The sequence below is a fragment of the Bifidobacterium sp. LH_389 genome, from assembly GCF_056357235.1.
This window is the reverse complement of sequence record NZ_JBKEVR010000004.1, coordinates 85,520-109,859: the sequence shown is the minus strand read 5'-3', so window position 1 is coordinate 109,859 and position 24,340 is coordinate 85,520. Positions and strand designations below refer to the sequence as shown.

Sequence of the window (24,340 nt, the reverse complement as noted above, 5' to 3'; positions counted from 1 at the left end):
GAAACATGACGCGGATACTACATTTAGTGCATTGCTTTGCTTTGGATACTAGATGTACGGAGTGTTCTGTATCTTTACGAAAGGCGATATATTCGCTACAATTAGCGATGTTAAAAGCCACCATTGCCTCTCACTGAAGCACACTAGGGTGGCATTTTTCTTATCGGAGGAACGATGGACGAGAATGATACTCCACAGCTCCGCCCCTATCCGCAGCATCCGCCGAAATCATTGGATGATTTATCGGCCAAGCTCATTGACAACGGTTTGTCCGGAATAAGTCGCGAGCTCCTTGAGCGTCGAATCGAGCAAGTGGGATACTTTCGGCTGAAAGGATACTGGTATCCGTTCCTCACCCCGGTATCGGAGCAGTCGGCGAAGCGCTCATTGCCCTTCCGTCAAGATGTGCAATTCAAGGATATCTGGGATAGGTATCTGTTCGATCAGGAACTGCGGATGCTGGTATTCGACGGCATCGTCACCATCGAGATTTATCTCAAGAGCTTCCTCGCCCATGAGCTATCGGTATTCGGCGGCGAATTCGGCTACATGACACGGGAAGGACTCCCGGGGTTGAGCTATGACGACCATCTGGCTTGCCTTTCCTCGTTGCGTTCGACATTCACCAAATCAAATCTTCCGTACCTCAGGCATTTCCGGAGTACCTACAGTGATCCGCTGCCTCCGTACTGGATGATCGTCGGATGCCTGAGCTACGGAACACTCAAGGAGAACTTCTACCAAGGTGCGCCAGACCATATCAAGAGAAAGCTGGCCACCAAGCTGCATATCTTCAACCCCAACCCGAATCCCGCCGTACGCGGCGACGCCAAAATCCTCTCCAATTGGCTTGAGACTATCCGGCAGGCCCGGAACATGACCGCGCATCATGATCGCTTCTGGAACGAAACCAGCACCCGCATAGCGCCGAAACTGCCGAAGCATCGCAGCGGATCCCATGCAAAGGGTTGGTGGGGTAACGATTGGGATATCTTCCGTAAGTCCTCCGGCCCTGCTGCATTCCTCACCATGGAGAACTACCTGACATCCCAGATCGACGGACCCGCGTGGACGGAGAAATTCATCTCCCTTATGGATAGGCACCCTCAGATTCCGAAGTCTGATATGGGATTCCCTGACGGATGGCGGGTGTCGCCGCTGTGGCGAGTCAATGGCTCAGCTCATTGACGGGGCATCCTAATTGCATAAATGGGGAAACGCGCGCCTTTCAGGGACGTGGATCCAAGGAATTACCCGTCCCTGAAATGATAAGCGACAGAAACATCGTCTTTATTTGACGATGCGAGTAATTACATAGGCCATAAGACCTGCGATGACGGTGACGGCGGCAAGGAGCGCCAGTCTGGTTTCGCGGCGTTCCTTGGCCGCCATGTCGGCTTGCCGGTTGGCCAGGGCTTCGGCTTCGGCGGCGACGCCGCTGGCGGCGATGGCCGCGATGTGCGCGCTCATCTGGTCTTCGAGCGTGGAATCCTCGCTCGTGCCGTCGAAGGGCTCCTCGTTTTCGTTGTGGTTGTCGTTCATGGTTCTGCTCCGTTCCTGATTGTTGGATTGTTTGCTTTCCTGATTGTTGGTTTGCTTGATTGCTTGCATGTCAGCTTGCCTGCATGCAATCAAGTTTGATTGTTTGATTGTCTGCATGCGGGCTTGTTTGCTTGTCAGCTTTCGTTTTGCCCGGCGAGGATGGACATGCGGGCGGCGATGAGCGCGTGGCGCGCGATCTCCAGGTAGAGCTGGTGGCCCTCACCGTCGCCCCAGAACCGGTCGAACTGTTCGGTCGGCATCATGCTGGCGGGGTCGAACCCGTTCCACACGCCGCCGCAGAACACCTTCGCCGCCGCGTTCACCTCCTCGTCGGACGGCATGCCCGGATGTCCCTCCGCGGCGTCCGCGGCCGCGCGCATCTGCGCGCCGAACACGCGGGCCTGCAATGGCGAGAGCGTGTACGCCAGTCCCGCCGTGGAGCCCGCGGGGAATCCCGTGTTCACGCCGAGGGTGATGACGTGCGCCTCCTCGCCGATGCTGATCCGGTCGCCGAGCACGGAGACCTCCATCGAATAGTCCATAGTGTCTCCTTTCCGCAGACGCGCCGGCTTGCCGGATCGCGTCTGCATGTTTGACTGCCTGAATGTTTGGCTGTCGGCTTGTTTGCTTGCTGGATTGTCGGATTGCCTGATTGTTTGATTGTCTGACGGGTTACGGCTCGTCGTCGCCGTCGAGCCGGTCGAGCTCGCGTTCGATGGCGTCGCGCAGGAGCTGCTGCATGGGCAGGTCGTGCGCGGCGGCCGTGGTCTTGAGCCGGGTCTTGAGCGATACGGGTATGCGCAATGAGAGCATGACCAACGGTTCGCCCGTGGCCTTGGATGTCTTGTTCTGCTGGCGCAGCACGTCGTCGAACGGCACAGGTCGTGCCAGTGGCTGGTAGTTGCCCTGCATGGTCTCACTCCTGCTTTCCGGCGATTTGCTGAAGTTCGGTGACGAGGTCGCGGTATTCGCCCAGCTGGTGCGGGTTGGTGCCGAGCGAACGCTTGTAGGACTGGGCCTTCGGCACGATCGTGTCGAACCGGGGAGTGTCCATGGCGTTGAGGGCGTCCATGGTGTCGCGGAACGCCTTCGTGTTGTGTTCGGCCTTGACCAGCAGCAGCGCGGCGGGCGTGCTCATCCTGGCCATGTCGAGGGTGCTCCATGCCTGCTGGAGGTCCATGGGCGAGTCCGATGCCGGCACGATCACGAAGTCGGCCGCCTTGATGGCCATGTCCAGGGTCGGCCCCTGCGGCGGCGCGTCGATGATCGCCCATTCGTCCGGGTCGGCTCCCGCGGCGAGCTGGCGGAGCGTGGCCTGGTTGGCGGGCAGCACGTCGAACGTCAGCGGGTCCGCGGTCTGTTCCGCGGCAGCGGCCCACAGGCTCGCGCTGGACTGTGGGTCGGCGTCGTACACGACGGCCCTGCCGCCTCTGGAAACGATGACCGAGGCGATGTAGATGCTGGACGTGGTCTTCGCGACCCCGCCCTTGGCGTTGGCTATGGCGATGCGCATTCGTTCTTCTCCTTTGCGACTGTCGGCGATCATGCGAACCTGGTCAGTCGGTCGCTTGATTGTTTGCTTGCTGGATTGCTTGGATTCCTGCTTGCTTGATTGTTTGATTGTCTGACGGCTCATGTGGGGCGGGGCGATCGGCCGTCCTGCCCCGTGCGCGCAGGCGTCGTTGTTGGCGTTCGGCGCTGGCCTCGTCGGTGGCTTCGTCGAACACGTTCCGGTGGGCGCGTATCCAGTCCGTGAGCAGCCGCCAGCGTTGCGGCCACGGCAGGCCGCGGTCCCGGCAGGGGACGCCGTCGGCTTCGGCCATGCGCGCGATCCTGCGCCGGTCGGTGCACACCTTGCCGCCGTACACGCCCCATTCGAGTCCGCCGCTGGCCGCGTAGGCCAGGCATTCGGCGCGTACCGGGCATCGTTCGCACACGGCCTTGGCGACCGAGTGGAACGCCTTCGCGTCGCCGGGACGGTGCTCGAACTCCAGCGACCACAGGTAGTCGGACCATGGTTGCGGGAAGTCGCGGCATTCGCCGGCCTTCTTCCACGCCTCAAGACGCTGCCCGTCCCCGCTCATGGCCGCACCGCCTCCGCCGGCGCGCCTGTCTTCGTCTTGCGCCGTCCGGCGACGTCGTGGGTGGCGTGGTTGCGTTTGTCGTACGCGCATACCGGGCACGTCTCTTGCGAGATGACGCCTTCGATGTGTTCCTGGCACAGCGAGGTGCGCAGCAGCGCAGCCCCGTAGATCGGCACACGGCTCGCGGACGACGAGCTGACCGGTATCGCCCGGTTGGGATCCTTGACGACCGGCAGCGGGGCGTCTGGCGCCCGCTTGCCCGTCGGATCGGGATGGGTGAGCATTTCCAGCCGCAGCTGCACGTAGTTCGCGGCGAACCTGGCGCCGCTGGTGAGCCGGGGCAGCCAGTAGCGGTTGCGGTACGCCCAGTCCATCGTCGCGACGATCTCGCCGTACGGCCTGTCGATCAGCAGCGAGTGGACGGCCTTGCGGTCGGCCATGGTCGCCGGAACATCGAACCTCTGGTCCACGGCGAGCATGCGCCGGCGGATGCCGTCGAGCACGCGCACCTCTTGGCCTGCGCGTTCCGTGACCGGCTCAGGCAGCTTGCCGGGTTCGGGCACCCATAGCGGGTTCCTGCAACCCCTTGGAGGCAGGGCCCTGCCCCAATCGGTCGTTGGAACGGGTTCGGGCTTCGGGTCGGCGACCGGCTTCGTGGAGGCTTGTTCGGCGTTGAGGGGAGCATCCCCGAAGGGGATGAGGGGAGAATTGTTTATCACTTGTCTATTGGGTGACTTTCTGTCCAAGATTCCGGGACAATTTGTCCTCGGCTCCACGTCCTTCGGCTCGGGTGACAATCCGTCGGGTGACAAATTGTCCTTCATCGGATCCGGCTTGCCGTCGCCTTCCGCCAGCGCGTCCAGGTTCCGGGGCTTCTCCTCGATGTTCTCGGCAGGATGGTCGCCGTCCATGACGACGTCCCACACGCGCGAGCGGTGCCCCTTGGCGATCGGCTTGCGGGTGCGCGGGTTACGCGCCGACATCTCCTGGTCGCCGGGCCTGATGTAGCCCTTGCGCTCCAGCTCCTGCAACGAACGGATCACGGTGCGCTCACAGCACCCGCAATTGAACGCGATGGTCTCCACGCTCGGCCACGCGGCGGCGCCATCGTCGTAATAGGCGCGGCGGGCCAGATACACCAGCACGAACTTGGTGATGCCCTTGACGTCGTCGCGCTCCCATGCCCAGTTCTCGGCTCTGCTGCTCATCGCTCGACCTTCCCGCCGTCATGCGCCGGGTCCGCTTCGCGGCGTTCGCGCAGTCTCGCGCCGATGTCGTCGCCCAGACGGGCGGCGCGGCACAACGCATACGAGAGAACGCCGCCGGACATGCACACGGCGGCAACGACCAACCACCACATGGTTCGGCCGGTATCGGGGAAACGGTCCGCGGACGCGCGCCTCAGCGGCGCGAGCCCCGGGACGGGTGGGCGAGCATGGACAGCACATGAGCCTTCGCGATGCGCAGATCGACGTTGCCGCCACCCCGCGTCGTCCGCCGCACGGCGTCGCGCTGGCGATTAGGCTCGAAGACAGATGCCCGGCGAATGCCGGCAGTATTGGTAGAATCGGTCATGGCGATGACCCTCCTTCGGGGAATCGGAACGACGGGCGTCTGATCTTGGCGGATATGCGCGCCCGCGGCTCCATGGTTGTTGCCGTTCAATCCCCGCGCCGGGTTCCAGCCGGTCCGGGGATTCTCGTTTCGGGTTTCCACCCGCCATCCGTGAGATAGGCGTCGATGCCGAGCACATACCCAGGGGACAGGTTTCGGTGAATGGCCAGCCAGATCAGGTCGGACTGCTGCCACGGTATCGAGCCGTTGACCTTTCCCGCGACCGAGGATTTGGACGTACCCATCTCCCTCGCGAGGTCTCGGCAGCTCAGACCCGCCGCCGTCATATAACGACGCATCGGAGAATCCATTATTTTTGCCGTCAGTCCATTCACAATAGACAATATAGCAAGAAACTTGCACAGCGGCAAATCATTGTTGTAGGATTATGTCCATCGATATTGGACAACTCTAATCTGAAAGGACTTGATATGGCAAAAATCGAACCGTCGACCGAATCCAATGGACTCGGCGACTACCTGCAGAGGGTATTCATCTGGAACGTCAACATGCAGCTGACCGGCCGCGGGATGACCCAGCAGTCACTTTGCGCGGCACTGGGGCTGAAGAGGGGCGCCGTGTCCGCGAAGATGACCGGCAAGACTTCCTGGACCATCCAGGACATCGCCGCAGTGGCGGAATTCTTCAACGTCCCCCCGCTCTCCCTGCTGGATGCGTCGATGTACGAGCAGATGATGCGCGGAATGAGCAGTGACGGAGGTGCATCTTTGGTGGCAGTGGCCACCGCCGGGTTTCCTGTGCGAGCAACTGAAGGCCAAGCTGGCGGCCTGAAACCGTTGGAAACAAAAGGCTCCGGGCCACGATACCTCGTGGAACCCGGAGCCGGTGAGTACCCCCAGAGAGAGTCGAACTCTCGTTGTCAGATTGAAAGTCTGGTGTCCTAACCGTTAGACGATGGGGGCGAACAACTTGACTTACACTACTGGCAAGTCAACGAATATGCAAATCGGCGACACGCCGTGAAGCGAGCCGCCGACGCCACGTAGGCCGAGCCGCGCCACACCGCATGTCCGGCAGCCGCCATCACACGCCGAACGCGGCCCGCAACCATGCAACCCGACTGTCAGACGAACCCGGCACGCTCACGCACACACGCACGCTCACGCGCCGATCTGCTCCTGCACCCAGTCGATGATGTACGGGGCCACGTGTTCGATCTGGTCGATGGCCACCTCGAACTCATGGCGGCCACCGTACCAGGGGTCCACCAGATCGATGTCGGATTCACGGCCCGGAGCCGGCTTGGGCAGGTCCGGGTCGAACGAGCGGTACATGTGCACCTCGGCGCGCTTGCCGGCGGGCAACTGGCGCAGCAGGGCGCGCATGTGGGAGGCGGTCATGGGCAGGAACAGGTCGGTCCGGTCGATCTCCTCCGGCGTGATGCGGTGGGCGAAGTGATTAGCCGGGATCTCGGGGCCGTAGCCGCGCTCCTTGAGCACACGCACGGCACGCGGGTCGATGGGGTGGCTCCACTCCTCGTCGGACACGCCGCTGGATTCCACGGCGATGCGGTCGGACAGCCCGCGCTCGGTCACAAAGTGGCGCAGGATGATCTCCCCCATGGGCGAGCGGCAGATGTTGCCGGTGCAGACGGTCATGATGGTGTACGGGACGTCGGTCATGGCTCAGCGCGCCTTCTCGAACGTCACGTACCGGTAGGCGGCGATGCCGCTTTCCGCGTCCTCGGGCACCTGCCAGGGGGATTTGTCGGTGATGCGCCACAGTTCGGCATCCACCAGCGCGGCCATGTCCGGCGCGTAGGCGTCGGCGTCCACCTGGGCGCGCAACAGCGTGACGAACGCCTTGTTGGCCACCGGCAGCGCCTCGCGGAACAGCTGCGCCCCGCCGATCACCCAGATTTCAGAGCGTTCGATGCCGTCGTCCGGAATGGCCTCCTGACGCGCCAGATCCAGCGCGTCGTCGAAGCTGTCGACCACGGTGGCCCCCGGTGCCGAGAACTGCGGGTTGCGCGAAACGACGATGTTGTCCCGGTTGCGCAGCGGACGGTGCTTGGCGTCCAGCGACTCCCACGTGCGCCGGCCCATGATGACCGGGTGCGAGATGGTCAGGTCGCGGAAATGCCGCAGATCCTCCTTGAGGTGCCAGGGCATGCCGCCCTGATAGCCGATGGCCCCGGGACGCCCCTGACGGTCCTCGGCCTCGGCCCAGATGAGATTGACCGAGAACGTCTTGGGCATGTCATCGCCCCAGTCCTCGACCTCCTGCAGCCCGGCTTCACCGGGCTCGGGTTCGTGATAGCCGCTGCGACTACTGTCGTGCTCCATTTCAGATCACTCCTTGAGGTTGGTCAACTGGACGCCAGTGTAGGCGATGCGTCAGACCGCCACCGGCGCCTTGATGGTGGGGTGGTGACGGTAGTCGATGACGTGGAAGTCCTCGTAGCGGTAGTCGAACAGCGAGTCGGCTTTGTCGATCTCGATGCGCGGGTACGGGTACGGTTCGCGCGAGAGCTGTTCGAGCACCTGGTCGATGTGATTGTCGTACACGTGGCAGTCGCCGCCGGTCCACACGAATTCTCCGGGTTCGAGGCCGGTCTGCTGGGCCATCATGAGCGTGAGCAGCGAATAGGAGGCGATGTTGAACGGCACGCCGAGGAACATGTCGCACGAGCGCTGGTAGAGCTGGCAACTCAGACGACCGTCCGCCACGTAGAACTGGAACAGGGCGTGGCACGGCGGCAGGGCCATGTGCTCCACCTCAGCCGGATTCCACGCGGAGACGACCATGCGGCGCGAATCGGGGTGGTTGCGGATGAGGTCGAGCACGTTGGCGATCTGGTCGATGGTGCGATTCGGGTCCTGAGGCGTGGGAGCCGGCCAGCTGCGCCACTGCACGCCGTAGATGGGTCCCAGATCGCCGTTCTCGTCCGCCCACTCGTCCCAGATGTGCACGTTGTGCTCCTGCAGCCAGCGGATGTTGCGCGAACCCTTGAGGAACCACAGCAGTTCGTAGGCGAGCCCCTTGAAGAACACGGTCTTGGTGGTCAGCAGCGGGAAACCCTGGGCAAGGTCGAAGCGCATCTGGCGGCCGAACAGGGAGATGGTGCCGGTGCCGGTGCGGTCGGACTTGAGCGTGCCCTCGGTGAGGATGGTGCGCACCAGATCCTCGTACGGCATGGGGATGTCCGTGACGGGTCGTGCAGGGATGCGGGTGCGGATGTCTGCGAGCTGTTCGGGTGTCAAAGCCATGCCCATAGTCTAGCAACGCGCGGCCCCGATTCAGCCGTGAGGCGACGCGGGACGCACGGTCGCGCTACATTATTGGTGACGACGGCGCGATCGGTGCGCCGGCAACGGCAATCCCTCAAGGAGGATCACATGGGCAAGCGACTGTGGGTCGAGAAGAACAAGGACGGTTCCTGGGACGCGTTCTCCGAGGATGGCGCGCACATCAAGTTCGGCAAGGGCGCGGGCGTGTTCACCCCGGGCGACCTCATGAAGATCGCACTGGCCGGCTGCGCGGCGCTGTCCAGCGAGTTCGCGGTCTCCCACACGCTGGGCGAAGGCAAGGGCGCCCGCGTAGTGGTGGACGGCACGTACGACGCCGACAACGACGCGTACATCAACTTCAACGAGCAGGTGGTGGTGGACGCCATCGACGCCGGACTGACGGACGAGGACGCCGCCAAGCTCAAGGAGCGCATCACCCGCCACATCGACAAGGGCTGCACCGTCAAGCACACGTATGAGCAGGTGACGCCGGTGCGCATGGACGTGACGATCCGCCACTGAACCCGAGCCGCCCATAGACGGGCGCGATGGCCGCAAGCAGCAGCAAGGCCCCTCCGGTCGTTCGGAGGGGCCTTGCTGCATGTTGTCCCGCATATTCGCCTCGTCAGCGCCGGCAAGGGGCGTGAGATAGGGCAGGGCGAACCGTGGCGCTGACTACTTGTGCAGCGGATCGATGGTGGATTCGATGTCGTGCGCCACTTCGGCGGCGGCCTTGTCCACCGGCACCTCCTGCACGCCGTCGATGTCCTCGAGCGCCTTGGGTGTCACATCCGCGGGAGACGCGGGCACTGTGTTGAGGCGCTGCTCGGCGGCCTCCACATACTTGCGCGGCACCACGTAGACGGGGCTGACGGAGTGCTGCAGCAGGCCTTGGCTGGTGGAGCCGAACAGCAGGCCGGTGAAGCCACCGCGGCCGCGCGAGCCGACGATCACCACGTCGTGGTTGTGGCTGGCCTCCGTCAGGGCGTCGACCGCCGAGCCGGGCACGAGCCGCTTGTTGATGACGAGGTTCGGATGCTCCTCGCGCAGGGGCTTGACGCGCACTTCCAGATCGTCCTGATAGGAATCCATGACGCCGTGCTCCTCATCGCTGCCGGAACCGGTCACGCCGTCGATTCGCGGCACGGCGGAGATCACGTCGAGCTCGGCGCCCCAGCTGTCCGCGAACGCGGCGGCGATATCCAGCGCCTTGACGCCCCACTTGGATTCGTCGGCCCCGACCGCCACCTTGGTGATGGTGTTGTTGAGGTGCATGAGGTTGCCGTCGTCGTCGGTGTACGGCACCACCACGACCGGGCAGTAGGCGTAGGCGGGCAGCGACGAGCTGGTGGTGCCCAGCAGACGTTCGGCCAGACCGCCCTTGCCGCGGTTGCCGATCACGATGAGGTTGTAGTTGCGCGACAGTTCCACGAACACGGAGGCCGGGTCGCCGGTCACGATCAGCGTGGCGGCTTCCACGCCCTGCTCGTCCGCGATGGCCTTGGCGCGCGAAAGGATGTCCTGCGCGTCGGAGTGGGCGGCGTTGTCGTCCCCCATGGCGGTATACGTGGCATCGAAGGAGACCGCCGCGTAGCTGGGCAGCGAGTAGGCGCATACGATCTGGAGCGTCAGCCCCGCATGCTTGGCGTAGTTGGCGGCCCACCACGTGGCCTTGTAGCTTGCATCCGATCCGTCAACGCCAACCAGAATGGCCTTGTCGTCAATCATGATGACCTCCTTGACTCGGCGGCGCGACCGTGCGCCGTCCTCAATGCCTAGAATACTCCCCCAAGGTTGCGTATTCGCGCAAGGCCGAAGGCGTGCCGACACACATGCGCACGGATGTCGGGCCGGACGGCAGTCGAATGGCGGACTGACGGCATAACGGCAAACGCCCCGCGCAATGCGATGAATGGCATTGCGCGGGGCGTCCCAAGAGCATAGGTTCACGGCCGGTGCCGCGATTAGAGCACGCGGTAGTATTCCCAGCCGGAGTACCAGCTGGTGGAGGAGACCTTGGTCACGTCACCGGGCTTGGTGGCATGGATCATCTTGCCGCCGCCCATGTAAATGCCCACATGGCCGGGCTTCCACATAATGTCGCCGGGCTGCGGATCGCTCACTCGGGTGCCGGAGCCGCGCTGACCGTCGGAGGTGCGGGCGAGGCTGATGCCGAAGTGGCCGAACACGTAGGAGGTGAAGCCGGAGCAGTCCCAGCCGCTGGGCGTGGTGCCGCCGGTGACGTACGGGACGCCCTGATACTGCAGGGCATAGGCGATGACCGCCGCGGCGGTGCCGGACGCGGACGTGGTGGCGCTGGCTACCGTGGACTGGGCGGCGGAGGACGAGGAAGACGTTCCGGACGCCGACGAGCTGGCGCCTTGCGACGAGGAGATGGAGCTACGGGACGATGCACGGCTTGCCGCGGCAGCCCGTGCCGCAGCGGCAGCCTTGGCCGCTTCCTCAGCCTTGGCCTTGGCTTCGGCCTCGGCCTGCGCCTTAGCCTCCGCGTCTTTCTCGGCCTGAGACTTGGTCTGCGGCACGTTCAGGGATTCGCTGTCCCAGGAACTGGCGCTGTCCACGGACACGGATGCGGATTCCACCAGCAGATCCACGCGGGTGGCGTTGAGCTTGGGGAACGAGCGGGAGGACGTCACCACACCGCCGTTCGCACCATCCGCAGCACCGGCCATGGGCACGGCAAACGTGAACATCGAGGCGGACGCCGCCGCCAGGACAACCATAGCCTTCATACGTGCATTCATCGTTTTCATCACGGCACACCATAACATACGAACCTTGTCAGGTGAACGAACGGTGAAGATCACACAGAGTCAAACACATAGGGAACATTGGCGACACGCCGTGTTCCACTCTGGGAGAATGAGATCGAAACGGATCGATCCGACCGTCCGGACCGATCAGCAGCGCATCAGTAGTGAATGTACTGGAAGTCGTGCACGTTAGTGAACGTGCGGCTGAACGTGCGGCCGTTGTAGGAGGCACCGCTTTCGGACGTGGTGATGGAACCGTCCGGATTGATGGCCTCGACGATGGCCACGTGCCCGTACTGCGAGCTGGCACCTTCCTGACCTTGGCGGAAGACGATGATGTCTCCCACGTTGCGCGGGGTGTTGTCCACCCAGTAGCCGAGTGCGCGGGCGGAATCGGCCCACTGGTAGCCGTTGCCGTAATGCGTGCCCACGGGCAGTCCGAGCTGGTGGCGGCGGTTGTACGCCCACCACGTGCACTGGCTGAACGCGTAGGAGGAGCCGTAGTCGTTGGTCGGATGGTTCGGATCGAAGCCTTCCGGCAGCACCGAGGCATTGGCGTCCATGAGTTGGGCCACCACGGGGTTGTCCGCCGTGGACTTGGACATCTTGGACACGTCGAGTGCGGCGCTGCCGTCCTCCACCGACCACGAGGCATCCTGTGCACCCTGCACCAGCGAGTCGTCCAGCACGGTGCCGGAATCCTGTGCGGCACTACCGTCGCCGGCACCTTCGGCGGGAGCCTCGGCCACGTTGGACAGCGCCTGACGGCTTTCGGAGCGGGAGGCCGCGGACGCCGTGGCGGAGGCCACACTCACGGAGGCGGAAACATTATCTTGTGCAGGCTCGGCAAGCTGCACGGAACCGTTGAACGGATTGGCTAGTGCAACGGCGCCGGCGGCCGTGCCAAGCAATGCGGCGAAGGCGGAACCGATCATCATCTGGTTGCGGCGGGCGGCGGCCTTGGCGGCCTGACGCATCGCACGACGCGTCACGGGAGCCATCTCGTTGAGCTTCTGTGCCAGCGCGACTTCCACTGCGGGAGTGAGGTTCGTGCGCTTTGCGCGGGTGCCCTTGGGGGCCTTGTGCGCTGCATGGCTCATCGGCAATCACTCCTTGGCGTGATGGGACACGCCCTTGCCGCGTCACACAACCATCACAACCACGTACAGTACAACCGCCGCATGTCATCCGTCCACGCCGCCATGCGCCGCAGCCGTGCACTATATATATGCATGCGGGGCTCGCATACCGCGCGAAACCCCCTGTTTTCCGGCAATGCAGCCGGTCCCCTTGCATGCGAGGAAGGGGATACCGCGCAGCGTCTCCCCGGCGTGTCGGACCGGGACGCGCCGCATGTCCCAACATGCGCACGCAACCGTCGCCATCCGAGCGAATTCCGACTACGCTGTGTGCCATGACCATCGAATTGACGATTCCCGCTGCATTGCTTCCCGAGGACGGCCGCTTCGGTTCCGGCCCCAGCAAGATCCGCTCCGAGCAGGTGGACGCCCTCGCCGCCGCCGGCAGAACGCTGCTGGGCACCTCCCACCGCCAGCCGCCCGTACGCCATCTGGTCGCCTCGATCCGCGAGGGGCTGGCCGCCTTCTTCTCCATGCCGGACGACTACGAGATCGCCTTGGGCAACGGCGGCGCCAGCGCCTTCTGGGAGGTGGCCTGCGCCTCGCTCATCAACCGCCGTGCCGCGTACGGCGTGTACGGCTCGTTCTCCAAGAAATTCGCCCAGTCGGCGGCCAAGGCGCCGTTCCTGGAGCAGCCGGCCATCTACGAGGGCGAACCCGGCACCTGCCGCCTGCCCGAATACACGGACGGCGTAGATGCCTACTGCTGGGCACACGACGAAACCTCCACCGGCGTGGAGGCACCGATCCGCCGCGTGCCGGGCAGCCTCGAACAGGGCGCACTCACGCTCATCGACGCCACCAGCGCCGCCGGTGCACTCAAGGTGGACATACGCGAGACGGACGCCTACTACTTCTCCCCGCAGAAGGCCTTCGGCTCGGACGGCGGCCTGTGGGTGGCGGTCCTCTCCCCCGCCGCCGTGGAACGCGCCGAATCCGTGGAACGCTCGGCGTCTCTGGCCGGCGCGCGCCGCTGGGTGCCGCCGTTCCTGTCGCTGACGACCGCGCTGACGAACTCGCGCAAGGACCAGACGCTCAACACGCCCGCCGTAGCCACGCTCGTGATGATGGAGAATCAGGTGCGCTGGCTCAACGACAACGGCGGCATGGCATGGGCCACCGCCCGCTGCGCCAAGTCGGCCTCGATCCTCTACTCGTGGGCCGAGCAGAGCGACTACGCCACGCCGTTCGTCAAGGATCCGGCCATCCGCTCGCATTCGGTGGTGACCGTCGATCTGGACGATTCGATCAACGCCTCGCAGGTGGTGGCACTGCTGCGCGACAACGGCATCTACGACACGTTCGCCTACCGCAAGCTGGGACGCAACCAGCTACGCGTGGGCGTGTTCCCGTCCGTGGAGCCGTCCGACGTGGCCGCGCTCACCCAGTGCGTGGATTACGTGGTCGAGCACCTCTGACGAGCCCGAGAACCGAGCCTCAGAACGGGGTGGATGCGAACAGATAGGTGCCGTTGACGTCGCCGTCCGGCCCGGCATCCGCCCCGATGCGCAGGCGGCCGTCGCCCGCAGGAACGAATACCGCCCGCCCCTGTTCCAGAACGCGCGTGCCGGTCGCATCCGAGCACCGCACGCGGCCCGCACAGCACAGCAGCACGCGAGGGCCGCGCTGCGGCAGGCCCAGATTCGGCATGGCCAACCGCGGCAACGTCAGACGTGGCAGGTCGAGCTGCGGGACCATCCCCGCATGCCGCGCCATGAACCGCCGTACCATCGGCCATGACTCCTCCCCGTCCGGCCCCACATGCCCATAGGCAAGCATGTATTCGCCAAGGTTCGGCCGATAGGTCACCAGCCCCGGGGAGGCAATCGCGCCGAACCGCGAGGACCTAGGGTCGATCGGTGCCGACGGACGGCAGTCCAGACTGTGCAGCAGGTTCGTCACGTCCCGGTGTTTGACGGTCATGCCGGCGCGCAGCACGTTGTCCGAATTGGTCATGATCTCCGCGGCGGTGCCATGCAGGTAGACGTGCGGCTGGCCGGCGGGAATGAACACCGCATCGCCTTCCTCCAGCCGCACCGGATTCATGAGCAGCAACGCCAGCACGCTCGGGTCGCCGGGGAATGCGTCCGCGGCGGCGCAGGCGTTGGCCAAGGCGCGGACCGGCTGCATGGCATCGCCCTCACCCAGATCACCCGATCGGCCCGGCGAAGCGTCACGTTCCATATCCGCCCTGGCCCGGCGCAATGCGGCGGGCAGATCCCCGATCTCCTCCGGACGGGCGCCGATCGCCGCATAGAAGGCACGGAACAGGCGTTTGCCGGATTCGGGCCATGCGATCGCCGCATCCGGCATGAGCGTGTCCGCCACCGCGGCGTCGGGACCGAGCATGCCGGCGAGCGCCGCAAGCATACGGTCCGCCAGGGCGACGCCGCGCAGCGGGGCGAGCGCGCGGGCAGCCATCTGCGGCGGCATGAACCCTACGGCCGCCTCGAACGGCTCCAACGCCACCACCATCTCGTGCTTGGCGAGCATGTCCCTGAACGAGCGCTCCGGCGCATCCGCGGGAATGCCGGCCGCCTGCTCGCGGTGGTAGCCGGCGCGCGCCTCGAACCCCACCGGATGCACCTGCAGAGACAGGGGGATCCGCGCGGAGATCACCTTGAACAGGTAGGGCAGCACGGGACCGAACAGGCGGGAGGACGTGGCCCCCACCATGCGTTCCGGGTCGCGGCGGATGGCCTCGTCCAGCGGCAGGGCGGGCGATCCGGACTTTGCGCTGCCGTCTGGCCGCAACGCCGAAGGAGAACCGGCATGCCCGGAAAACCACATCTCGGCGAGCGGGCCACCCTGCGCGGGCAGGCGGAACAGGCGTTGCAGACGGTCCTGGGAACCCCACGCATAGCGTTTGGTCACCGGCTCGATCTCGATCACGCGCGAAGCTCCTTTCCTGCCGTACCACACCGGACAGGCCACCAGCCTACCGTTGCGGTACAGTGAAGTCTATGAAGTTGGCGCCGATATTCGATCCCGCAGTGCGCAAGCCCGCACCCAAACCCATCCAGGTGGATCTGCAGAAGGCCTTTCTGGCGGTCACCGCCATATGGGTGGTGGCGTTGGTGGTGGCCACCGTCCTGCTGGCCTTGGACGTGACCGGCATGCAGCCGCTCATCGTATGCGTGTCGGGCACGGTCATCGGCATCCTCATGCTCATCTGGGAGCATTTCCACCGCTGGGACTACCGCCGTCTGGGCAAGTAGACCGTCCGGGGCGCGCGCCCGCCCGTCTAGCGCGCCAGCGGCAGCGTGAGGGTAAACGTACTGCCGGAGCCGGGCGCGCTCCACACACTCACCGAACCGTGGTGGGTGAGCGCCACATGCTTGACGATCGCCAATCCCAGTCCGATGCCGTCGCGCGTATGCTCGTTCTGCTGCGCGCCACGGTAGAACCGCTCGAAGACGCGCTCCTGCTCGTCTCTGGCGATGCCCGAGCCCTGATCGACCACGCGAACCACGGCATGTTCGCCGTCCTTGGCCTTCGCCACGGCCACGTTCACCGCGCTGCCTTCGGGCGAATACCCGATGGCATTCTCCACGAGCTTGGTGATCGCCATGCGGATCTGGTCGCCGTCGCCGTTGACGGTCAGGGTCCGATCGCCGCTCAGCATGAGCCTGATGCGCTGGTCGGCGGCCTGCGGGGCGAGCGAATCCACCACGTCGCGCGTCTGCGCGAGCAGGGACAGCCGGTTGGCGCTCGATGGCACGATGGGCTCCTGCACCTTGATGAGCAGCAGGAGGTCGGACACCATGCGGTTGAGTCTGCGGCTGGCGTGGCGCACCTCGCCGGCATCCTCGGCGATGCGCTGCGGGTCGGTGGCGCGTTCGCTCAGGTCGGTGGAGAGGCGCTCCAGCGCGGCGGTGGGTTTGAGCAGCTGTTCGGACACGTTGGCAATGAAGGAGTCGCGGGTCTGCGCGAACCGCACCGCATCGCTCACGTCGTGCAGCAGCACCACCACGAACCCGCCCACGCGGCCCACCGAAACCTTGAGCCAGTTGGGACGGGATACGCCTGCTTCGGACGGGGATGCGGCAACGGGCGCGGTCTGCGTGGTCAGGTCAAAGGTCTCCTTGCCGCCGGCGGCGCGCACCCGGTCGACCGCATCGAGCACGGTCCGGTCCACGATTGCATCGTCGCGCACCACGCCCAGCCGGTACGCCTGCGGGTTGCAGCGGATCACCTCGTCGTCCGGACCCACCACGATCGAGCAGATCGGCAGCATGGACAGCAGCGCCGCCGTCTCGCCGTTGAGGTCGTCCTCGCCGAGGCCGTCCCCCGTCTCACGCGTCAGACGGTGCTCCTTGCTCCATCGGTGCCACCGCGCTCCGATCATGCTGGTCACCGGCATGTTGCCGGTATGCTCGGTCAGCCTGTCATGCAGGATGCCGTAGACCGCGAACCCCACGAACGCGGCCACGGCCAGGGCGATCAGGCCGAATACGACGAAAATCAATGCTCCCATGTCACCATTGTGACAGACGCGAGGCGACGACGGGCCGCCAACGCGCCGCACGGAGTGCAATGAGCGGCGCCGAACCGCCACCGCGCCGGCGCCGAACCGCCACCTGCACGGGCGATCGCGGGATCGAAGCCAAGGTGAACTTTCAACCAACACGCGGTGGCTTTTGCCCTTTGCATTGGCGTCGATCGTTCCCAGCGAATAGAATGATCTAGGTTGTAACCATAAGAGGTGTAACCATAGAGGAAAGGCTTATAATGCGCGTTATTTTCAACGAGGAGATGAATGCTGTCGCCGACGATCTCGATCGCATGGCCCAGGACGTCAGCAAGGCGATCAAGGGTGCCGGTGCGGCGTTGCTCAACTCCGACGTCGAGGCCGCTCAGACCGTCATCGATGGCGACATCGAGATCGACGCGCTGGAATCCAGCGTGATCGACCAGTGCGTCAAGCTGCTCGCCAAGCAGAACCCGGTCGCCACCGACCTGCGCGTGGTGGTTTCCACCCTGCGTCTGGCCGCTACCTTCGAGCGTATGGGCGATCTGGCCAAGCACATCGCCGAGACGGCCCGTCGCACCTACCCGCAGTCCGCCCTGACCGACGAATCCCGTCCGCTCATCGAGCAGATGGTTGCGTTCCTCGACACCACCGCCGACCGTCTGCCGGTCATGCTGTCCGACCGCGACCGGCAGGTTGCCCAGCAGATCATTCTGGACGACGACAAGCTGGACGAGCTGCACCACCAGACCTTCGAGATCATGCTGGCCGACAACTACGACGGCGACAAGCAGCACCTCATCGATCTGGTGCTCACCGGCCGCTTCCTGGAGCGTCTCGGCGATCACGCCGTGTCCGCCGCCCGTCGCGTGGTCTACATCGTCTCCGGCTTCGACCCTTCGAAGAAGCCCGGTCCGGACGAAGGCACCGACATCGACTGACGCCAGATACTTCAGCTGACTTCAGTAGGGCTGAAATGATATGACGACGAGGAGCCGCGTGGGAGCAATCCCAGCGGCTCCTCGTTTTCTTTCGACACCGTTCGAAAGTAGCCCCGGCTGCTGATTCGGGGGCTATTCCGGACGCGGATCACACCTCGCAGCGGCCCCAGTCCTTCGATGCAGGAATGCTGCGGATCGAGGTGCACACGGCGATCAGCAAGCTCAGCGCGCCGAACAGAACGGTCACCGCCGCCACCACGGCGAATCCGCCCGGCACATACTGCAACGCCCATCCGGCGGCCATCGGAGCGAATCCGCCGAGCAACCCGACCAACGTTTCGAACACCGAGGAGACACGGCCCTGCATGTCCTCCGGCGTGCGACCGTACATGAAACCGAACAGCCCGGCGTTGAGCGTAGGCATCACCAGACCGATCGCGGACAGGCATACGAGCACCGTGACGTACGACGCATCGAACACGAGCGGTACGAAGCAGCACAGATTGAACGCCGTCGCGGCGATGACGGTCGGCCCCACGGGCAGCCGGTCCGCCACCTTGCCGGCGACGAACGCGCCGATCAGCGAGCACACGCCCATTCCGGTGAAGATCAGGCCGATCCGCAGACCGCTCTCCCCGTCGGCGATGAGCTTGAGCTGCGCGCCGGTTTCCAGTCCCGCAAAACTGATGTTGAGCAGGGCCCCGAACAGGATGATCCATGGCAGTCTGCGGCGGGTGAGCGTCCAATGCCAGCCGGCGGCGAAATCGGCAAGGAACGAGGACGGTGCAGCCCCGGCTTCGGCGGCGGTCCCGGAGTCCTCGCGTTCCGGCTCGCCGCGCCCGGGCAGCAGAGTCGCGCAGATGCCGCCGACAAGGGAGATGACGGCGGAAACGGCCATAGGCAGCCACGCCGCCATGCCGAACAATGCGCCGGAAACGGGACTGGATGTGAGCCCCACCGCGGATTCGCGTCCCTCGCGCACCGCCTGGGCCTTGGCAAACCGCTCGGAAGGAATAAGTGAGCGCAGAATGGCGTCCGTGGAGGCGCCGAGTAATCCCGAGATCATGCCCAAAGCCAGCGCGGCGGCGATCAGGACTGGCACGGTGAGCGTACCGGTCGCCACGCAGACCGCCAATACCGCGGCGACGGCGCACTGCCCCAAACCTTGGGCGATCATGAGCGCACGGCGTTCGTGACGGTCCACGATCACCCCGCCGATGGGCATGAGCACCATCATGACGACCGAGGCAACGGTGGCGAGCGTGCCGGCCACGAATTCGGACCGGGACACGTGGAAGGCGATGAGGGGCAGCGCGAAGGTCTGCAGGGCGTCGGCGAACACGTCGGCAGTGTCCGCGGCGAACCAAGTGGCGTAGTGCGGGGTGCGCCACAGAGATTTGGAGGAATCGGGGTTGAGTGAATTCACGGGGTTGGGGTTGGCAGGCATCATGGTCTCGTTTCCATGCCGGTTCTCCGCAGCGAAAAACATGCGGAGAACAGTGAACTGGCGAAAGCGATGCATGACGACGTGGCCGGTGGGCCTTGCGACATGTCATGATCGAGAGAACGGGACGCGGCCGTCCGCGTTGCATGGGTCGTCCGACCGGCAACGCGATGCTGACGGCACTGTCGGCGGGGCGGGCAGCGTCAATGCGCATGAAGCCCTTGCCGGGCATTGGATTTCACCGGCATGGCAGGATTGCACCGGCATGGCCAGAAAACCAGCCGGTCGGATGCATTGAACGGCCCAGCGACCATATGGATTAGCGTCCCTCTTCGACCATGACCACCATGATGACCCCTTCCGGCATCGGCGATGGCGACTTTGCCACGCGGTGAAATGATGAAACAAGCATATCACGGGCGAGGCCGGTTCACGCGATGAATCGCAATGCAACTTGTGAACCGGGAAAGCTCACAGAGTCGATCGCATCCGCACACCGATTTTCCTGCAATTCCAAGAGAACAGGGAGAAAAGCGAACATGCGGCCCGGTTCACAAGATTTTCGCGAAGTCATCGCGTGAACCGGCCCGCCCCGAAAAGCCAAGAAAAACCCAAGAAAAAGGGCCATCCCCGTCACGGGGATGGCCCTATGAAGCCTGAACGGGCTCAGAAACTCACTTCTGGCCCTGAGCGGCGACGGCGGCGGCACCGGCGGCGGCAGCCTCCGGGTCCAGGTACTCGCCACGCGGCTTGACCGGCTTGAAGTCGTCGTCCAGCTCGTACAGCAGCGGGATGGCGGTCGGGATGTTGACCTTGGCGATCTCGTCCTCGGACAGGTTGTCCAGCATCTTCACGATGGCGCGGAGGGAGTTGCCGTGAGCCGCGATGAGGACGGTCTTGCCGGCGCGCAGCTCGGGCTCGATGGCGGACTCGAAGTAGGGCTTCACACGGTCGACCACGTTGGCCAGGCACTCGGCTTCCGGCACCGGGTCGCCGGCGTAGCGCGGGTCATGGTTCTGCGCGTACTGGTCGTTCGGATCGATCTCCGGCGGCGGGGTGGCGTAGGAGCGGCGCCAGAGCATGAACTTCTCGTCGCCGTACTCCTGACGGATCTCGGTCTTGTTCTTGCCCTGCAGGGCGCCGTAGTGACGCTCGTTGAGGCGCCAGCTGCGCTCGACGGGGATCCACAGGCGGTCGGCCGCGTCAAGGGCGATGTTGGCGGTGTTGATGGCGCGACGCAGCAGGGAGGTGAACACGATGTCCGGCAGGACGTTCTTCTCCTTGAGCAGCTCGCCGCCGCGCTTGGCTTCGGCTTCGCCCTGCTCGGTCAGCGGGACGTCCACCCAGCCGGTGAACTGATTGGTCTTGTTCCATGCGCTCTGTCCGTGACGGAGCAGTACTAGTTTGTAAGTCATAGTTTGCAGTTTAGCGCCCGCCACGGCCAAAATCGAGAGGCGGGCGGCCCGTTGTGGACAGTTTGCCCACAGTTCACCGACCGGCTCCCGCAGCGGACCGTCACGCGCCCATCAGGTACAGCAATCCGAAGCCCAGCGCCAGTGCCGGAGACAGCAGTGACGCCATCGGCAGCGCCGCCCGGTAGCGCCGGCCGAGCAGGGCCCTGCACAGGAGCGCGCACAGCACGACGGCCACGGCGAGCATGACCGTGCAGCCGACGGCCAGCGCAATGTCGGTCTGCGGCACGACGGGGCATGCCGGCCGCCCGTCGGCGGTTATGCCGCACGGCATGGAGGCGTCCCCCATCACACGGTTGATCGGATTGCGCGCGGCATAGGAGAGCGCGAACATCGCCACGGCCACGACCGGCATGGCGGCGGCGAGCACGGTGCCGCGCCCCCGGCCCAGCCGCACCATCCACGTGCGCTTGCCGTGGAGCGCGTCGTCGTCGACGTCACGCAGGTTGTTCACGCACAGCACGCCGACGGCGACGAAGCCAAGCGCCGTCGCCATCCACATCACCAGGAACGGCACCTTGTCGGACAGGGCGTAGGAGGTGCCGCAGGTGGCGACAAGGCCGAAGAACACGAACACGGACGCCTCTCCCCAGCCGCGATAGCCGTAGGGGTGCCGGCCGCCGACGTAGTACCAGCCGGCAGCAAGGCAAACCAGCCCCAGCGCGATGAACCACCAGTGGCCGGTCAGGACGGTGATCGCCAGCCCGCACACGCAGGAGAGCGCCGCACTGACGCCGGACGCGGCGAGCACACGCTTCGCCGACACCAGCCCGGAGGCGGTGAGCCGCTGCGGCTTGCCGGTGGCGGACTCGCTGCCGCCGCGCGATTCGTCCACGCCGCGCACGCCATCCGCATAGTCGTTGGCGAAGTTGGCGGCGATCTGGAGGAACAGCGCCACGCCGAGGCACAGCAGCGTGACCGCGACGTACCAGCCGGGCGAGGTCCGGCACAGGCCGTAGTCGCCACTGGGGTCGATCGGGGGCCGACCGCCGACCGCCGGGCACGGAAGAGTCATGGGTGAATCTCCCCACGCACCGTGGATCACGGTCGTCCACATGGCCATCGAGGCGGCCAGAACCGGCGAGACGGCCAGCGGGAGCGTCTTGGGCCGCGCGCCCTGAATCCACAATCCCAGAGACATGGCATCAGTATACTGGGAACGCCACGGTGGCACCACCGCGGCACTACGGCGTCACTACGGCGAAAGCGCCCCGGAAGGAGCGCTTTCGTTGATTCGCGATCGGGCGCAGATCAGCCGACGAGCGGCTTGACGAGCGGGAACGTGATCGTCTCGCGGATGGTGGCACCGGTCAGGGCGATGAGCAAGCGGTCGATGCCCATGCCCATGCCGCCTGCCGGGGGCATGCCCACGCCGAGCGCCTCGAGGAAGTCCTCGTCGATGTCGCAGGCCTCCTCGTCGCCGGCGAGCGCATCCTTGGCCTGGGCCACGAAGCGTTCGCGCTGCACGATCGGATCGTTGAGCTCGGAGTAGCCGGTGGCTAGCTCGAAGCCGCGCACGTAGAGGTCCCACTTCTCCACCACGCCGGGCTTGGAGCGGTGGCCCTTGACCAGCGGGGAGGTCTCGACCGGGAAGTCGCGCACGAAGGTGGGCTCGTACAGCTTGTCCTCGTAGAAGTGCTCCCACAGGTGCTCCACGAGCTTGCCGTGGTTCTCCACTTCGTCGCGCTCCACGCCAAGCTTGTCCGCGATCTCGCCCAGATGCTCCACGGAGGTGCCGGGGTTGTCCGGGCCGCCGTTGGGCACGATCTCCTCGCCGAGCGCCTCGGACAGGGAGCCGTACATGCTCATGGTCTTCCATTCGCCGCCGAAGTCGTACTCGGTGCCGTCGAGCAGGGTGACCTTGTGCGAGCCGTAGACGTCCATGGCGGTCGTCTGCACGAGTTCCTTGACGAGCTGGCCGATCGTGTCGTACGTGCCGTACGCCTGGTACGCCTCGACCATGGTGAATTCGGGGGCGTGCGTGGCGTCCACGCCCTCGTTGCGGAAGTCGCGGTTGATCTCGAACACGCGGTCGATGCCGCCGACGAGGCAGCGCTTCAAAAACAGCTCCGGGGCGATGCGCAGGTAGAGGTCCAGATCGAACGCGTTCATGTGCGTGGTGAACGGACGGGCCGCGGCGCCGCCGTGGATGGTCTGCAGCATGGGGGTTTCGACCTCGAGGAAGTCGTGGCTCGCGAAGGTGTGGCGCAGGGATGCGACGGCCTTGGAGCGGTTGCGCACCATGTTGCGGGTCTTCTCGTCCGCGATCATGCCGATGTACGGCTTGCGGGTGCGGGTGTCGTCGTTGAGGTCCTTGTGCAGGGCGGGCAGCGGCTGCAGCGCCTTGGAGGCGATGGCCCATTCGGTGGCGAACACGGACAGTTCGCCGGTCTTGGAGGCGATCACGCGGCCCTTGAGGTAGAGGTGGTCGCCCAAGTCCACGAGCTGCTTGAACTGCTTGAGGGAGTCGGCGCCGATCTCCTTCTTGGAGATCATGCCCTGAATCCTCGTGCCGTCGCCCGCGGCGAGCTGCACGAAGCACAGGCCGCCGCCGTTGCGCAGGAACAGCACGCGGCCGGCGATGCCGACCATGTCCTCGGTCTCCTGGCCGGGTTCGAGCGTGCCGTCGTACTTGGCGCGGACCTCCTCGATGGTGGCGGTCACGTCCAGATGCACCGGGTAGGGCTGCAGGCCGGCCTTGAGCATCATGGCGCGCTTGGCGACGCGCATCTGCACCTGCTCGGGGTGCGCGAGGGGCCCGAACTCCTTGTTGGAAGGATCGACCGCCTCGTCCAGCGTGGCGCCGGCGTCGATCTTCTCGCGGATCGTCGCATCCTGCTTGAGGAGCATCTCGGCGCGCTCGACGGTGGTCATCCGGGGCGCGGCGGGGGTTTCGGGGGTTTCGTTGTCGGTAACGTTCTCTACTTCAGCCATGGTTTCACAGTGTAGTGTGCGGCCGATACTTGGGGATTGGCGGGCAGCGGGCAAACGCGGGAGGGTAGCCGACGAGGACGCGGACAGGCGAAAAGGACGGCACCGCGCGCACGGTTCGACCCACGGCATGCTTGCCACGGCGCTGCCCATGTGCAATCACGGCACAGTCACGGCATGGCACGCGCGCAATCCTCCCTGCCGTTCCGGGGCGAATCCCGCCAGCCCGACGTCCGAAAACCGTTGCAATTCCTTGCGACGCGCCGACGATTGGCACAATGCGGGAATCCGTGTAATATATACGACTGTTGTCTTTACGGGCTGTAGCGCAGCTTGGTAGCGCGCTTCGTTCGGGACGAAGAGGCCGCGGGTTCAAATCCCGCCAGCCCGACAACTCACCGGGTCGCTGGTTTCCAGCGGCCCGGTTTTTCTTTGCCCGGGCGGCCGACATGCTCGATCGGTCCAACCTGTACACCCAAATTCGCAGCTTGGACCGATCGCGCGAAAAAACGGCCGTTTTCGGGCCCGAAAATCGCATGATCGGTCCAAGCTGCGAATGTGGGTCCGCAGGTTGGACCGATCATGCAACAGCACCGACATGCAGCGTACACGCGCCGCGATAGACTGTGCCCCGCATCCTGACGGCCCATTCCGAGGCGTCCCGCAGCGCGGACCTC

General features: G+C 65.0%; 26 protein-coding genes, 2 tRNA genes and 1 pseudogene. 7 read left to right on the top strand and 22 right to left on the bottom strand.

What is annotated here, in order from left to right; translation table 11 throughout:
• Positions 1-174: 174 nt before the first annotated feature.
• Positions 175-1,188 (top strand): Abi family protein, encoded by a 1,014-nt coding sequence (locus tag AC1AZA_RS06070; RefSeq protein ID WP_043164848.1) that lies wholly within the window; start codon positions 175-177, stop codon positions 1,186-1,188.
• A gap of 102 nt (positions 1,189-1,290) precedes the next feature.
• Here AC1AZA_RS06070 and AC1AZA_RS06065 read toward each other — a convergent pair whose 3' ends face one another.
• The 9 genes from AC1AZA_RS06065 to AC1AZA_RS06025 all read right to left on the bottom strand — a co-directional run bounded on the left by AC1AZA_RS06065 (position 1,291) and on the right by AC1AZA_RS06025 (position 5,575).
• Positions 1,291-1,659 carry a hypothetical protein gene (locus AC1AZA_RS06065; RefSeq protein WP_223847823.1) on the bottom strand — a complete coding sequence of 123 codons (369 nt, stop codon included), beginning with the start codon at positions 1,657-1,659 and terminating at the stop codon, positions 1,291-1,293.
• Between the two features lie 17 nt (positions 1,660-1,676).
• Entirely contained in the window at positions 1,677-2,084 is a 408-nt protein-coding gene (locus AC1AZA_RS06060) for a hypothetical protein (RefSeq protein WP_043164849.1), read from the bottom strand.
• A gap of 130 nt (positions 2,085-2,214) precedes the next feature.
• On the bottom strand, positions 2,215-2,454 hold the full coding sequence (locus tag AC1AZA_RS06055; protein WP_033495367.1) for a hypothetical protein: 240 nt from the start codon (positions 2,452-2,454) through the stop codon (positions 2,215-2,217).
• A gap of 4 nt (positions 2,455-2,458) precedes the next feature.
• A complete protein-coding gene (locus AC1AZA_RS06050; RefSeq protein WP_043164867.1) occupies positions 2,459-3,055 on the bottom strand; it encodes a ParA family protein in 597 nt (198 codons plus the stop codon).
• Between the two features lie 43 nt (positions 3,056-3,098).
• On the bottom strand, positions 3,099-3,626 hold the full coding sequence (locus AC1AZA_RS06045; RefSeq protein ID WP_043164869.1) for a WhiB family transcriptional regulator: 528 nt from the start codon (positions 3,624-3,626) through the stop codon (positions 3,099-3,101).
• Entirely contained in the window at positions 3,623-4,834 is a 1,212-nt protein-coding gene (locus tag AC1AZA_RS06040) for a helix-turn-helix domain-containing protein (protein WP_043164871.1), read from the bottom strand. Before AC1AZA_RS06040 ends, AC1AZA_RS06045 begins: the two co-directional genes overlap by 4 nt.
• Positions 4,831-4,986: a hypothetical protein gene (locus AC1AZA_RS06035; protein WP_162834848.1), complete on the bottom strand. Its 156-nt coding sequence runs from the start codon at positions 4,984-4,986 to the stop codon at positions 4,831-4,833. Before AC1AZA_RS06035 ends, AC1AZA_RS06040 begins: the two co-directional genes overlap by 4 nt.
• A 41-nt stretch (positions 4,987-5,027) precedes the next feature.
• Positions 5,028-5,201 carry a hypothetical protein gene (locus AC1AZA_RS06030; RefSeq protein ID WP_162834849.1) on the bottom strand — a complete coding sequence of 58 codons (174 nt, stop codon included), beginning with the start codon at positions 5,199-5,201 and terminating at the stop codon, positions 5,028-5,030.
• A gap of 86 nt (positions 5,202-5,287) precedes the next feature.
• The gene (locus AC1AZA_RS06025; protein WP_239647767.1) at positions 5,288-5,575 is read right to left on the bottom strand and encodes a helix-turn-helix domain-containing protein; all 288 of its coding nucleotides are present in this window, start codon (positions 5,573-5,575) and stop codon (positions 5,288-5,290) included.
• Positions 5,576-5,671: 96 nt separating this feature from the next.
• On the opposite strand from AC1AZA_RS06025, the pseudogene AC1AZA_RS06020 reads away from it, so the two are divergent.
• A pseudogene (locus tag AC1AZA_RS06020) lies at positions 5,672-5,929 on the top strand (helix-turn-helix domain-containing protein); the annotation flags it as partial.
• 162 nt (positions 5,930-6,091) lie between these two features.
• Here AC1AZA_RS06020 and AC1AZA_RS06015 read toward each other — a convergent pair.
• From AC1AZA_RS06015 to AC1AZA_RS06000, 4 genes are all read right to left on the bottom strand, one after another.
• Positions 6,092-6,163 (bottom strand) — tRNA-Glu (locus AC1AZA_RS06015).
• Positions 6,164-6,361: 198 nt separating this feature from the next.
• Positions 6,362-6,883: a low molecular weight protein-tyrosine-phosphatase gene (locus tag AC1AZA_RS06010; protein ID WP_476513835.1), complete on the bottom strand. Its 522-nt coding sequence runs from the start codon at positions 6,881-6,883 to the stop codon at positions 6,362-6,364.
• Between the two features lie 3 nt (positions 6,884-6,886).
• A complete protein-coding gene (locus tag AC1AZA_RS06005; protein ID WP_476513834.1) occupies positions 6,887-7,546 on the bottom strand; it encodes a dihydrofolate reductase in 660 nt (219 codons plus the stop codon).
• A 51-nt stretch (positions 7,547-7,597) separates the two neighbouring features.
• Complete coding sequence (locus tag AC1AZA_RS06000) at positions 7,598-8,398, bottom strand: thymidylate synthase (protein ID WP_476513869.1); 801 nt, start codon at positions 8,396-8,398, stop codon at positions 7,598-7,600.
• A 201-nt stretch (positions 8,399-8,599) separates the two neighbouring features.
• Here AC1AZA_RS06000 and AC1AZA_RS05995 point away from each other — a divergent pair, with 201 nt between their 5' ends.
• Complete coding sequence (locus AC1AZA_RS05995; protein WP_476513833.1) at positions 8,600-9,013, top strand: OsmC family protein; 414 nt, start codon at positions 8,600-8,602, stop codon at positions 9,011-9,013.
• Between the two features lie 153 nt (positions 9,014-9,166).
• On the opposite strand, the gene AC1AZA_RS05990 is transcribed toward AC1AZA_RS05995, so the two are convergent.
• From AC1AZA_RS05990 to AC1AZA_RS05980, 3 genes are all read right to left on the bottom strand, one after another.
• The gene (locus AC1AZA_RS05990; RefSeq protein WP_476513832.1) at positions 9,167-10,219 is read right to left on the bottom strand and encodes a universal stress protein; all 1,053 of its coding nucleotides are present in this window, start codon (positions 10,217-10,219) and stop codon (positions 9,167-9,169) included.
• 236 nt (positions 10,220-10,455) lie between these two features.
• Positions 10,456-11,244 carry a C40 family peptidase gene (locus AC1AZA_RS05985; protein WP_476513831.1) on the bottom strand — a complete coding sequence of 263 codons (789 nt, stop codon included), beginning with the start codon at positions 11,242-11,244 and terminating at the stop codon, positions 10,456-10,458.
• A gap of 179 nt (positions 11,245-11,423) precedes the next feature.
• Positions 11,424-12,365, bottom strand: a complete 942-nt coding sequence (locus AC1AZA_RS05980; RefSeq protein ID WP_476513830.1) for a CHAP domain-containing protein — start codon at positions 12,363-12,365, stop codon at positions 11,424-11,426.
• A gap of 314 nt (positions 12,366-12,679) precedes the next feature.
• On the opposite strand from AC1AZA_RS05980, the gene serC reads away from it, so the two are divergent.
• Positions 12,680-13,822: a phosphoserine transaminase gene (gene serC / locus AC1AZA_RS05975; RefSeq protein ID WP_476513829.1), complete on the top strand. Its 1,143-nt coding sequence runs from the start codon at positions 12,680-12,682 to the stop codon at positions 13,820-13,822.
• A 19-nt stretch (positions 13,823-13,841) separates the two neighbouring features.
• Here the strand turns inward: serC and manA are convergent, their stop codons facing one another.
• Complete coding sequence (gene manA, locus AC1AZA_RS05970) at positions 13,842-15,296, bottom strand: mannose-6-phosphate isomerase, class I (RefSeq protein WP_476513828.1); 1,455 nt, start codon at positions 15,294-15,296, stop codon at positions 13,842-13,844.
• A gap of 71 nt (positions 15,297-15,367) precedes the next feature.
• Between manA and AC1AZA_RS05965 the strand changes: the two genes are divergently transcribed.
• A complete protein-coding gene (locus tag AC1AZA_RS05965) occupies positions 15,368-15,622 on the top strand; it encodes a DUF2530 domain-containing protein (protein ID WP_476513827.1) in 255 nt (84 codons plus the stop codon).
• Positions 15,623-15,648: 26 nt separating this feature from the next.
• On the opposite strand, the gene AC1AZA_RS05960 is transcribed toward AC1AZA_RS05965, so the two are convergent.
• A complete protein-coding gene (locus AC1AZA_RS05960; protein WP_476513826.1) occupies positions 15,649-16,881 on the bottom strand; it encodes a sensor histidine kinase in 1,233 nt (410 codons plus the stop codon).
• Positions 16,882-17,135: 254 nt separating this feature from the next.
• Here AC1AZA_RS05960 and phoU point away from each other — a divergent pair, with 254 nt between their 5' ends.
• The gene (gene phoU / locus AC1AZA_RS05955) at positions 17,136-17,816 is read left to right on the top strand and encodes a phosphate signaling complex protein PhoU (protein WP_476513825.1); all 681 of its coding nucleotides are present in this window, start codon (positions 17,136-17,138) and stop codon (positions 17,814-17,816) included.
• 148 nt (positions 17,817-17,964) lie between these two features.
• On the opposite strand, the gene AC1AZA_RS05950 is transcribed toward phoU, so the two are convergent.
• From AC1AZA_RS05950 to lysS, 4 genes are all read right to left on the bottom strand, one after another.
• Entirely contained in the window at positions 17,965-19,266 is a 1,302-nt protein-coding gene (locus AC1AZA_RS05950) for an MFS transporter (protein ID WP_476513824.1), read from the bottom strand.
• Positions 19,267-19,934: 668 nt separating this feature from the next.
• Positions 19,935-20,675 carry a phosphoglyceromutase gene (locus AC1AZA_RS05945; protein WP_476513823.1) on the bottom strand — a complete coding sequence of 247 codons (741 nt, stop codon included), beginning with the start codon at positions 20,673-20,675 and terminating at the stop codon, positions 19,935-19,937.
• Positions 20,676-20,775: 100 nt separating this feature from the next.
• Complete coding sequence (gene menA, locus AC1AZA_RS05940) at positions 20,776-21,873, bottom strand: 1,4-dihydroxy-2-naphthoate octaprenyltransferase (protein WP_476513822.1); 1,098 nt, start codon at positions 21,871-21,873, stop codon at positions 20,776-20,778.
• A 110-nt stretch (positions 21,874-21,983) separates the two neighbouring features.
• Positions 21,984-23,666, bottom strand: a complete 1,683-nt coding sequence (gene lysS, locus AC1AZA_RS05935; protein ID WP_476513821.1) for a lysine--tRNA ligase — start codon at positions 23,664-23,666, stop codon at positions 21,984-21,986.
• Positions 23,667-23,980: 314 nt separating this feature from the next.
• Between lysS and AC1AZA_RS05930 the strand changes: the two genes are divergently transcribed.
• Positions 23,981-24,054 (top strand) — tRNA-Pro (locus AC1AZA_RS05930).
• The last annotated feature ends 286 nt before the right edge of the window (positions 24,055-24,340 follow it).

Coding starts and splice junctions, on each gene's coding strand:
- AC1AZA_RS06035 (WP_162834848.1), bottom strand. CDS start 4,986: ATGTGGTGGTTGGTCGTTGCCGCCGTGTGCATGTCCGGCGGCGTTCTC.
- AC1AZA_RS05995 (WP_476513833.1), top strand. CDS start 8,600: ATGGGCAAGCGACTGTGGGTCGAGAAGAACAAGGACGGTTCCTGGGAC.
- AC1AZA_RS06045 (WP_043164869.1), bottom strand. CDS start 3,626: ATGAGCGGGGACGGGCAGCGTCTTGAGGCGTGGAAGAAGGCCGGCGAA.
- AC1AZA_RS06065 (WP_223847823.1), bottom strand. CDS start 1,659: ATGCAGACAATCAAACAATCAAACTTGATTGCATGCAGGCAAGCTGAC.
- AC1AZA_RS06050 (WP_043164867.1), bottom strand. CDS start 3,055: ATGCGCATCGCCATAGCCAACGCCAAGGGCGGGGTCGCGAAGACCACG.
- AC1AZA_RS05960 (WP_476513826.1), bottom strand. CDS start 16,881: ATGGGAGCATTGATTTTCGTCGTATTCGGCCTGATCGCCCTGGCCGTG.
- AC1AZA_RS05945 (WP_476513823.1), bottom strand. CDS start 20,675: ATGACTTACAAACTAGTACTGCTCCGTCACGGACAGAGCGCATGGAAC.
- AC1AZA_RS06005 (WP_476513834.1), bottom strand. CDS start 7,546: ATGGAGCACGACAGTAGTCGCAGCGGCTATCACGAACCCGAGCCCGGT.
- AC1AZA_RS06010 (WP_476513835.1), bottom strand. CDS start 6,883: ATGACCGACGTCCCGTACACCATCATGACCGTCTGCACCGGCAACATC.
- AC1AZA_RS06040 (WP_043164871.1), bottom strand. CDS start 4,834: ATGAGCAGCAGAGCCGAGAACTGGGCATGGGAGCGCGACGACGTCAAG.
- AC1AZA_RS05985 (WP_476513831.1), bottom strand. CDS start 11,244: ATGAAGGCTATGGTTGTCCTGGCGGCGGCGTCCGCCTCGATGTTCACG.
- serC (WP_476513829.1), top strand. CDS start 12,680: ATGACCATCGAATTGACGATTCCCGCTGCATTGCTTCCCGAGGACGGC.
- AC1AZA_RS05980 (WP_476513830.1), bottom strand. CDS start 12,365: ATGAGCCATGCAGCGCACAAGGCCCCCAAGGGCACCCGCGCAAAGCGC.
- lysS (WP_476513821.1), bottom strand. CDS start 23,666: ATGGCTGAAGTAGAGAACGTTACCGACAACGAAACCCCCGAAACCCCC.
- AC1AZA_RS06055 (WP_033495367.1), bottom strand. CDS start 2,454: ATGCAGGGCAACTACCAGCCACTGGCACGACCTGTGCCGTTCGACGAC.
- AC1AZA_RS05965 (WP_476513827.1), top strand. CDS start 15,368: ATGAAGTTGGCGCCGATATTCGATCCCGCAGTGCGCAAGCCCGCACCC.
- AC1AZA_RS06060 (WP_043164849.1), bottom strand. CDS start 2,084: ATGGACTATTCGATGGAGGTCTCCGTGCTCGGCGACCGGATCAGCATC.
- phoU (WP_476513825.1), top strand. CDS start 17,136: ATGCGCGTTATTTTCAACGAGGAGATGAATGCTGTCGCCGACGATCTC.
- AC1AZA_RS05990 (WP_476513832.1), bottom strand. CDS start 10,219: ATGATTGACGACAAGGCCATTCTGGTTGGCGTTGACGGATCGGATGCA.
- AC1AZA_RS06030 (WP_162834849.1), bottom strand. CDS start 5,201: ATGACCGATTCTACCAATACTGCCGGCATTCGCCGGGCATCTGTCTTC.
- AC1AZA_RS06070 (WP_043164848.1), top strand. CDS start 175: ATGGACGAGAATGATACTCCACAGCTCCGCCCCTATCCGCAGCATCCG.
- menA (WP_476513822.1), bottom strand. CDS start 21,873: ATGTCTCTGGGATTGTGGATTCAGGGCGCGCGGCCCAAGACGCTCCCG.
- AC1AZA_RS06000 (WP_476513869.1), bottom strand. CDS start 8,398: ATGCCGTACGAGGATCTGGTGCGCACCATCCTCACCGAGGGCACGCTC.
- AC1AZA_RS05950 (WP_476513824.1), bottom strand. CDS start 19,266: ATGATGCCTGCCAACCCCAACCCCGTGAATTCACTCAACCCCGATTCC.